This is a genomic window from Microbacterium sp. AR7-10, assembly GCF_001878835.1.
In the GTDB taxonomy this organism is placed as follows: Bacteria; Actinomycetota; Actinomycetes; order Actinomycetales; family Microbacteriaceae; genus Microbacterium; species Microbacterium commune.
The window spans coordinates 1-4,508 of sequence record NZ_MJIR01000067.1 but is presented as its reverse complement, the minus strand read 5'-3'; the positions used below and the strand labels follow the sequence as shown (position 1 = coordinate 4,508).

The following is a 4,508-nucleotide window of genomic DNA, read 5'->3' as shown; positions in this document are numbered from 1 at the left end:
AGATGTGTATAAGAGACAGGCAAGAAGCGGCACAAACTCATACCGGAGCGAGAGGCGGGTATCAGTCGACGAGGAGGGCGGGCTCCTCGAGGATCGACGCGACGTCGGCGATGAAGCGGCTCATGCCGTCGCCGTCGATCACGCGGTGATCGAACGAGCCCGACACCGTCGTGACCCAGCGCGGGCGCACCTCGCCGTCGACCACCCACGGCTTCTGCGCGATCGTGCCCATGGCGACGATGCCGGCCTCGCCGGGGTTGATGATCGGCGTGCCCGCGTCCATGCCGAAGACGCCGATGTTCGTGATCGTGATCGTGCCGCCCTGCTGGTCGGCGGGGCTCGTCTTGCCCTCGCGGGCGGTGAGCGTCAGACGGTTCAGCGCGCGGGCGAGCTCCTTCATGCTCAGGTCCTGCGCGTCCTTGATGTTCGGCACCAGCAGACCGCGCGGGGTCGCGGCGGCGATGCCGAGGTTGACGTAGTGGCGCACGGCGATCTCGGCACCTGCGTCGGTGTCGACCCAGGCCGCGTTGACCATCGGGGTGCGACGGGCGGCCCAGATCACGGCGCGGGCCATGACCAGCAGCGGCGACACGCGGATGTCGGCGTAGTCGGGCGAGGCCTTCAGCCGCTTCACCAGCTCCATCGTGCGCGTCGCGTCGATCTCCTTCCACACCGTCACATGCGGGGCGGAGTACGCGCTCTGCACCATCGCCGACGAGGTCGCCTTGCGCACGCCCTTGACGGGGATGGACTCGGAGCGCCCGTCGTCGACCCGCGGCGTGACGGGCAGCTTCTCCTCGCGCACAGCGCCCCACGCGGGAGTCTCGATGTTGCGGAACACGCTCGCCTGCTCGGCGTGCTTCACGACGTCGTCGCGCGTGACCTCGCCGTCGGCACCGGACGGCGTGACCTCGGTGAGGTCGACGTTCAGATCGCGCGCGAGCTTGCGGATCGGCGGCTTCGCGATCACTCCCACCGACGAGCGCACCGGGCCACGCCCACTGGGCCCCTGCGCCTGTCGCGGGGTGCGGCGCCGCGAGGTCGCCCCTCCCCCGGTGCCGTAGCCGACGAGCACCGAGCCGCCGCCCTCGTCGGTCGCCGGCGGTGCGGCGGGATCCGTCGGGTTCGCCGCGATACCGGCATCCGCAGCCTCGGCCTCCGACACGAAGGTGATGATCGGCGATCCGACCTCCACCGTGACGCCCTCGGCGACCAGCAGCTCGCCGACGACGCCGGCGTGCGGAGAGGGCAGCTCGACCAGCGACTTCGCGGTCTCGATCTCGCAGATGACGTCGTTGACCGCGACGGCGTCGCCGGGGGCGACCTTCCATGCCACGAGCTCGGCCTCGGTGAGACCCTCGCCGACGTCGGGAAGAGTGAAGGTTTCGGTGGTCATGAGAGATGTCCTCCGTCGGGGATCAGTAGGCGAGGGAGCGGTCGACCGCTTCGAGGATGCGGTCGGCATCCGGCAGGTAGGTGCTCTCGAGCTTGGCCGGCGGGAACGGCGCGTCGAAGCCCGACACCCGCAGCACCGGCGCCTCGAGCGCGTAGAACGCGCGCTCCATCACGGTCGCGGCGATCTCGCTGCCGACGCTCGTGTGACCCGGCGCCTCCTGCGCATAGATCATGCGGCCGGTGGAGCGCACCGAGTCGAGGATCGGACCGTAGTCGACCGGGGAGAGCGAGCGCACGTCGACGACCTCGCAGCTCGTGCCCTCGGCCTCGGCGAGTGCGGCCGCCTGCAGCAGGGTGGTCACCATGGCACCGTGGCCGACGAGAGTCACGTCGGTGCCGCGGCGCACCACGCGGGATGCGTGCAGGGGCAGGGCGGATGCCTCGAGCTCGACCTCGCCCTTCTGCCAGTAGCGGCTCTTCGGCTCGAGGAAGATCACCGGATCGTTCGACCGGATCGCCTCCTGGATCATCCAGTAGGCGTCGTTCGACGTCGACGGCGCGACCACCCGCAGACCCGGTGTGTGCGCGAAGTACGCCTCGGGGCTCTCCTGGTGGTGCTCGACGGCTCCGATGTGCCCGCCGTAGGGGATGCGGATCACGACGGGCATCGACAGAGCACCCGCGTGCCGGTTGGTGAGCTTCGCGAGCTGCGAGGTGATCTGGTCGAAGGCGGGGAACACGAAGCCGTCGAACTGGATCTCGACCACCGGGCGGAAGCCGGCCATCGCGAGGCCGATCGCGGTGCCCACGATGCCGGATTCGGCGAGCGGGGTGTCGAGCACGCGGCGGTCGCCGAAGTCACGCTGCAGGTGCTCGGTGATGCGGAAGACGCCGCCCAGGCGGCCGATGTCCTCGCCCATCAGCAGCACGCGCGGGTCGTCCTCCATCGCCTTGCGAAGGCCGGCGTTCAGCGCCCTCGACATGGGCATCGACTCGATGGTCACGATGCACTCCCCTCGAACGAGGCCTCGTAGTCGTCCAGCCAGGCCTTCTGCTCGGCCATCAGCGGGTGCGGGTCGCTGTAGACGTGATCGAAGATCAGCGATCGCTCCGGCGAGGCGAGGGTGACGGCGCGGCGGCGGAGGTCTTCGGCGGCGTCCGCCGCCTCGGCATCCGTCTCGTCGAACAGGGATGCCGGCGCGCCCCGCCCCTCGAGGAACGCGCGCATCCGCGCGATCGGGTCGCGCTGCGCCCAGCGCTGCTCCTCATCCGAGCCGCGGTACTTGGTGGGGTCGTCGCTCGTGGTGTGCGCGCCCATGCGGTAGGTGACCGCCTCGATCGCGCGCGGGCCGAGGCCGCTGCGGGTCTCGTCGAGCAGCGCGCGCGAGACGGCGTAGCTGGCGAGCACGTCGTTGCCGTCGACGCGCACCGACGGGATGCCGTACCCCGCGCCACGGCCGACCAGCGGCACCTTCGACTGCGTCTGCACGGGAACCGAGATCGCCCAGTGGTTGTTCTGCAGGAAGAACAGCACGGGAGCGTCGTAGCTGGCGGCGAAGACCATGGCCTCATGCACGTCGCCCTGGCTGGATGCGCCATCGCCGTAGTAGGCGACGACGGCCTCGTCGCGGTCGACCTCACCCGTGCCGGTGCGCCCGTCGAAGCTGAGCCCCATCGCGTAGCCGGCGGCGTGCAGCGTCTGCGACCCGAGCACCAGCGTGTAGATCCGGGTGTTGCCGTTCTTCGCATCGAGGGGGTTCCAGCCGCCGTGCGAGGTGCCGCGCATCACCTTGAGGATGTCGACCGGATCGACGCCGCGGATGCGGGTGACCGCGTGCTCGCGGTACGAGGGGAACAGGGTGTCCTGCGTGCGGGCCGCCCGCGCGGACCCGACCTGCGCGGCCTCCTGACCGCGACTCGGCGGCCACAGCGCGAGCTGGCCCTGACGCTGCAGGTTGGTCGCCTGGGTGTCGATCGCGCGGATGACGACCATGTCTCGGTAGAACTGCTCGAGCTCGGCGTCGGTCAGCGCGTCGATGAGGGGCAGGTAGCGCTCGGCGTCAGCCGAGGGTGCGTAGCTGCCGTCGTCGGCGAGGACGCGAACGAGGGGTGCTTCGATCGGGGTCACCCGACCACGCTACCCACGTCGGCATGCCAGGTCACGCATACCTAGGGGTTCCTCGTAAGTGCCCGGCATCTGGACTTCTCGTGTCAGAGCAGCGACTTCGCGACGGCCAGCACGCGATCGATCGACTCCTCTTCGCCGACCGAGATGCGGATGCCGTCACCCGAGAACGGGCGCACGATCAGGTCGGCGGCGTCGAAGGCTGCGGCGACCTCGTCGGTGCGCTCACCGGCGGGCAGCCAGACGAAGTTCGCCTGGGAGTCGGGGACCTGCCAGCCCTGCGTCCGCAGGCCGCCGATCAGGCGGGTGCGCCGCTCGACGATGACCGAGATCCGCTCGCGAAGCTCGGCCTCGGCATCGAGACTGGCGATCGCCGCGCGCTCTGCCGCGCTGGTCACCGAGAGCGGGATGCCCGTGGTGCGCGCGGCGTCGAGCACGCGCGGATGCCCGATCGCATAGCCCACGCGCAGACCGGCCAGGCCGTACGCCTTGGAGAAGGTGCGCAGCACGACGACGTTCGGATGACGCTCGAAGACACGCTCGCCGAGACCGTCGACGGCGTCGGGCGCGGTGACGAACTCGGCGTACGCCTCGTCGAGGATGATCAGCACGTCCTGCGGCACACGGGCGACGAAGGCGGCGAACTCGGCGCTGCTGACGACCGGCCCGGTCGGGTTGTTCGGGGTGCACACGATCACCACGCGGGTGCGCTCGGTGACGGCATCCGCCATCGCGTCGAGGTCGTGCCTGGCGCCGGACGTGAGGGGCACCTGCACGCCGGTCGCGCCGGCGACGAGCGGAAGGCTCGGATACGCCTCGAACGAGCGCCAGGCGTAGACGACCTCATCGCCGACCGACGCGGTGCCGAGCACGAGCTGGTGCAGGATCGACACCGACCCGGCGGCGACGTGCACCGCGTCGGGCTCGACGCCGTACTTCTCGCCGAGGCGGGCGCGCAGTGCCGCTGCGGACGCGTCGGGGTAGCGGT

Annotated in this window: 4 protein-coding genes; all 4 read right to left on the bottom strand. The window is 70.5% G+C overall.

Annotated elements, in window-relative coordinates:
* Window positions 1-61: 61 nt before the first annotated feature.
* Window positions 62-1,396: a dihydrolipoamide acetyltransferase family protein gene (locus BFN01_RS09325; RefSeq protein WP_071643706.1), complete on the bottom strand. Its 1,335-nt coding sequence runs from the start codon at window positions 1,394-1,396 to the stop codon at window positions 62-64.
* Between the two features lie 22 nt (window positions 1,397-1,418).
* Window positions 1,419-2,384: an alpha-ketoacid dehydrogenase subunit beta gene (locus tag BFN01_RS09320; RefSeq protein ID WP_071643708.1), complete on the bottom strand. Its 966-nt coding sequence runs from the start codon at window positions 2,382-2,384 to the stop codon at window positions 1,419-1,421.
* Window positions 2,385-2,395: 11 nt separating this feature from the next.
* Window positions 2,396-3,523, bottom strand: coding sequence for a thiamine pyrophosphate-dependent enzyme (locus BFN01_RS09315; protein WP_071643704.1), 1,128 nt, complete (start codon window positions 3,521-3,523; stop codon window positions 2,396-2,398).
* 83 nt (window positions 3,524-3,606) lie between these two features.
* Window positions 3,607-4,508 (bottom strand): histidinol-phosphate transaminase (locus tag BFN01_RS09310; protein WP_071643702.1); only part of this gene is annotated, 902 nt, incomplete at its 5' end.

What these genes read in the sequence shown, in the direction of transcription:
- BFN01_RS09320 (WP_071643708.1), bottom strand. Translation starts at nt 2,384, where the DNA reads ATGCCCATGTCGAGGGCGCTGAACGCCGGCCTTCGCAAGGCGATGGAG.
- BFN01_RS09325 (WP_071643706.1), bottom strand. Translation starts at nt 1,396, where the DNA reads ATGACCACCGAAACCTTCACTCTTCCCGACGTCGGCGAGGGTCTCACC.